This is a genomic window from Paenibacillus ihuae (assembly GCF_001368795.1).
Classification (GTDB): Bacteria; Bacillota; Bacilli; order Paenibacillales; family Paenibacillaceae; genus Paenibacillus_AQ; species Paenibacillus_AQ ihuae.
Window position 1 is genome coordinate 1,099,323 of the sequence record NZ_LN831198.1, and the last position, 4,689, is coordinate 1,104,011.

Below are 4,689 nucleotides of genomic sequence, written 5' to 3' on the forward strand. Positions count from 1 at the left end.
TAACGGTCATAGATACCGTTGCCGAAAGGCACCTTTTCATTTTTGCGTCCAATCAGTGCCTCATAGCGTTCGGTTAACTGCGCTTTGCGTTCCTCAAATACTGAAGTCATTTTAGATAGTCTCCTTTATAGATGATTTAAGCCGTGCGATCATTTCAAAGCAGGCTCTGCTGTTATGATAAGGGCATTTCCAGGCGCTGACCTTCGGCTCATGAGCCACCGGCTGCAGATTGTGGTCTACCCCCCAATACCATTCGCCCAGCTTGTGGTCGACCATGTAGCTGTCAATAAAGTTCCAAGACGCTGCGGCAGCTTCCTGGAAGCGGGCATCCTCTGTCAGCTGGTAGGCATTGTAGAAACCGACCATGGCTTCCGCCTGAGGCCACCAGTCTTTGTCCTTAGAGATTAAGCCATTGCTGTCAGCTTCGTTCCATATTCCGCCGTCAGCGTCGATACCTTCGTTAAGTGTGGCTTCTGCCATTGAGATGGCTACCTTCTGGACGCGCTGCAGAAGCTCCTCATCACCAAGCACCTCCGCAGCCTCCACCAGCAGCCAGCTGCCTTCGATATCATGACCGTAGGAGATGATATCGGATTTCACATTCCACTCTTCGTCCATGAACAGGAGGAAATGCTTGCCTTCATCATCCACGATGTGTTCTAGCATGGTCTCAATCAGTTCTGCCAGCTTGACCCGCAGCTCCTCTGATTTCCATACCCGGTAAAGGCCTGTATAGCCCTCGAGAACATGCAGATGCGTGTTCATCGATTTTTTCTCGTTCATATCCTTCGCGCTGAGGGACAGGTCATCGGTCAGCTGCCAGTCGCGTGCGAGTGCTTCAATATAACCTTTATAAAGAGGATCGTAGCCGTGTTTCTCCAAGAGACGGAATAGCTCTACAGCTTGCTCCAGGGCTTCTGCATGTCCGGTGGCATGATGATACTCGGCCAGGGCATAAATCGCGAAGGCTTGGCCGTACACCTGCTTCTTCAGCTGGGAAGGTACACCCGCTGCATCCACCATCCAATATAATCCGCCGTATTCCTTGTCTAGGAAATGCTCAAGCAGATAACCGTAGGCGCGTTCGGCAATGGCGAGATACTCGGCTTTAGGGTACGTACGGTAAGCTGTCGCAAAGGTCCAGAGAATCCGCGCATTGAGTACAAGGCTCTTTCCGGCGCCTTCCACAATATTCAGCTGATTGTCAATCTCGCCGACAAACCCGCCGTGCTGCTCATCCAGGGTATGCTTCATCCAGAAGCCGAGGATATTGTCCTGAAGCTCCTGCTCCAGCGCGTTCAGCCATTGTTCAGGTGAATTCTTCATAGCAGATGATTCACTCCTAACCATTGATTTTGGAAGTATAGTAGTCTTTGATCACTGGTGCCGCTGCCTTCCCGTACATACAGTAATCATCATTAACTGGCGCTTCTTCAGGCTGATAGAGGCGTGCCGGCCAATCCCACAGCATAAAGCCATGTACCCAGTCCCGGCCTTCACAGCTGCCGAACATAGCACGGTAGAAACGGCTCTGTTCTTCCTCGCTCGGTTCACCTTCCAGCGTCCAGTCATTGGGGATGGCGGCGCTGCCCGTCCGGCTGGGACAACCGGCTTCCATGAAGAAAAACGGTTTGTCCTGCTTCTTCACCACAGCTTCAATCCGGTCCAGCTGAGCTTCCCAGTCGTGTTCAGGATAGTAGCCGCTGGAGGAAATGACATCGAGCGCATCCCACCAGGTGACATTATCCTCCTGATACTTATCGCAATTGTACGTAATAACGCCGCTATAGACCTTACGGACTTCAGCAATCAAAGTCCGCCACTCTGCTTCGCGTCTGTCCGCCTGAACCAGCTCACACCCGATGCAGAACATTTCGCAGCCGCTTTCTTCAGCGATCGCAGCATAATGCAGAATAAAGGCAGTATAAGAGCGGAACCACTCCGACCATTTGGGCTCGCAGGGAACATCCTTGTCGAAAAAGTTGATATGAGCCCGCCAAGTGCCGTCTGCGCAATTGACGATCGGTTTCAGGCAGACCTTCAGCTTCAGGGACTTAGCTTTGCGGATGGCCCACAGCACCTCATCATCAGTCACTGTCGGCAGTTCCCAGTAAGGAATTTCTGTAGATTGCGGGGTGGCTTGGAAAGCACTGAAGGCGATGGCTGTCCAATTCGCACCGGTAACCGATTTCATAAGCTCCATTGAAGTTGCGGCTGAATCGAGCGCCCACGTTCCGCGCCTGCCCATAAAGCCCCAGGTAACGCCTCCGACGTATTCATTCAGCAGTGACATTTGGAAACCTCGCTTTACTAAAATATAGGCTTTGACAGCATAACAAAAATTACACTTTGTTATATTGTTATTATAAAAATGTTAGTTATTGATAACAACAATACAATTAAGTTATAACCCTTTTTAGGTATGATTTCAAGGGGGAAATGTGTAAAGTAAACAGAAGACTATAAAAGAGCAACACAGCACATTTTATATTGTAGGAAGGAAGCCTATAATGAAATGGTAGCGCAATCATTCCGCACGGATATTACAACTGGAGGCGATTTTCTAAGTGATCAGAGTCATGATAGCGGATGATGAGGAAGTTATTCGCCGTGGGCTTGAGAAGATTACTTCCAGAATGGATTTGGAAGTGGAGGTTATCGGCTCTCACGGCAACGGCCTGGAAGCATGGAACCAGCTTTCTGGTTTAACGGAAGAGGACATCGACCTGCTGATTACGGATATCAAAATGCCGAGAATGGACGGCTTTAAGCTGATAGAAGAAGCCCGCGGCCATATGAAGAACCTGCCGATTGCAGTGCTGAGCGGCTTTAGTGATTTTGACTATGCCCGGCGGGCAATGCGATTCGGCGCACTGGATTATCTGCTCAAGCCCATTGAGAAATCACAATTATATGAGCTGCTGAAGAGGGTGGAGGAGAACAAGAAGCTTAAGGCTGCTGAACCGCAGCAGGAGGCGGTGCAGGCGTCCGAAGGCGGAGAGCATTATGTAGTCGAACAGACCAAGAGCATCCTGGAGAAAGAGTACAACCACAATTTTGAACTGGAGCGGCTGGCGGAGACGGTTGGAATGAATGCCAGCTATATCAGCCGCTTATTCAAATATAAGACCGGACAGACCATTACGGAGTATCTGATTGGAATACGGATTGCCAGGGCTAAGGAGCTGCTGACCGGGCGGCCTGATCTTAAAAATTATGAGATTGCGGAAATGGTCGGCTACAGTGACCCGGTGTATTTCAATAAGCTGTTTAAAAAGATATGCGGTATGACTCCGAAAGATTATAAAAGCGGTTGCAGGGTTCCGAAAAGCTAAACCTGTTTTACACATATTAATAGGAAAGGTTTTATCCAAGGAGGGCGGATAGCCCTCCTTTTTGTCGTTGTTTTGAACATAATAATAAATTAACAAAACAAAAATAACAAATATAAGACCAGAAAAAACAATTGAAACCATCGTTTTGGGTGTGATAACGATTTATAATAAGCTTGTAAGCGATACCAACACTCTTTTCAAGACGATTTAAGCGGAAGGCAAGTAGTTTTAGCGTTTTGATCGTTTCAACCCGAAAAGTTTGTTAGGTTTTTGTTATTAATTACCGTGAATCGAAGAGAGGGGTCAAAAAAGCAATGAAGAAGACCAAAGCAGTTACAAGTTTGGCAGCACTCACGCTAATGGCGGGTTTATTCGCAGGCTGTTCATCGAACAACAACAACGCGGATAATGCAGCAGCAACAAATGCAGGGAATACAGGAACAGGTACGGAGGCTACTGCTGCCCCTGAAGGTGATGCAGCTAAGGATATCAAAGGTGATATCACAGTAATCACGCAGCGTACGGACATCGTTGATACCGTATTCAAAGACTATGCAGCCAAGTTCAATGAGAAATATCCGAATGTCAAAGTCAACTTCGAAGCGCTGTCCAGCTACGAGGATCAGATCAAGATCCGCATGAGCACCAATGATTACGGAGATGTTCTGCTGCTGCCTACAAGCGTTGCCATTAAAGATCTTCCGGATTTCTTTGAGCCGCTGGGCAAGATGTCCGATCTGGAACAGCAGTATACAGGCCTTGAAGAACGCAGTGTAGACGGTATTTCCTACGGTATTCCAATTACCGTTAACTTCTCCGGTGTGATTTACAACAAGCAGGTGTTCAAGGATGCGGGAATTACAGAAGTTCCAAGAACCTTTGAACAGTTCCAGACGGCTTTGCAGAGCATCAAAGACAAAACCGATGCCGTTCCGCTGTATACGAACTATGCCGCAGGCTGGACGCTGACCCAATGGGAAGCTGATCTGGCTACCGTTGCCGGCGACCGCGACTATGTAAATATCGCTCAGGTTGCTTCCGACGACAACTTCGTACAGGGACAACCGCACTACGACCTGTACAAAGTAATGTACGACGCAGCGAAGAATGGTCTGATTGAAGAAGACCCTACAACAACCGACTGGGAAACCTCCAAGGCTGACCTGGCTAACGGCAAAATCGGTACGATGATGCTCGGCTCCTGGGCGATCGGCCAAATCAAAGGACTGGCTACCAATCCTGATGATGTCGGCTTCATGCCTTTCCCTACCAATGCCAGCAAAATTCTTGTACCGCTGTCCGATGACTACAACCTGGGTATCAGCCTCCACAGCAAAAACAAAGAAGCGGCAAG

Annotated in this window: 4 protein-coding genes; 2 read left to right on the forward strand and 2 right to left on the reverse strand. The window is 48.6% G+C overall.

The window, feature by feature from the left end:
* Positions 1 to 111 precede the first annotated feature (111 nt).
* Both AQR02_RS04870 and AQR02_RS04875 read right to left on the reverse strand, forming a co-directional pair.
* Positions 112 to 1,326: an AGE family epimerase/isomerase gene (locus AQR02_RS04870; protein WP_082451646.1), complete on the reverse strand. Its 1,215-nt coding sequence runs from the start codon at positions 1,324 to 1,326 to the stop codon at positions 112 to 114.
* A gap of 16 nt (positions 1,327 to 1,342) precedes the next feature.
* The gene (locus AQR02_RS04875) at positions 1,343 to 2,293 is read right to left on the reverse strand and encodes a glycoside hydrolase family 113 (RefSeq protein WP_054939614.1); all 951 of its coding nucleotides are present in this window, start codon (positions 2,291 to 2,293) and stop codon (positions 1,343 to 1,345) included.
* A 274-nt stretch (positions 2,294 to 2,567) separates the two neighbouring features.
* On the opposite strand from AQR02_RS04875, the gene AQR02_RS04880 reads away from it, so the two are divergent.
* Both AQR02_RS04880 and AQR02_RS04885 read left to right on the forward strand, forming a co-directional pair.
* On the forward strand, positions 2,568 to 3,335 hold the full coding sequence (locus tag AQR02_RS04880) for a response regulator transcription factor (RefSeq protein ID WP_054939615.1): 768 nt from the start codon (positions 2,568 to 2,570) through the stop codon (positions 3,333 to 3,335).
* 314 nt (positions 3,336 to 3,649) lie between these two features.
* Positions 3,650 to 4,689: ABC transporter substrate-binding protein (locus tag AQR02_RS04885; RefSeq protein WP_245237132.1), on the forward strand; the 1,040-nt coding region annotated here is incomplete at its 3' end.

Excerpts from the sequence above, each read along its gene's own strand:
- AQR02_RS04875 (WP_054939614.1), bottom strand. The coding sequence starts at position 2,293 with ATGTCACTGCTGAATGAATACGTCGGAGGCGTTACCTGGGGCTTTATG.
- AQR02_RS04870 (WP_082451646.1), bottom strand. The coding sequence starts at position 1,326 with ATGAAGAATTCACCTGAACAATGGCTGAACGCGCTGGAGCAGGAGCTT.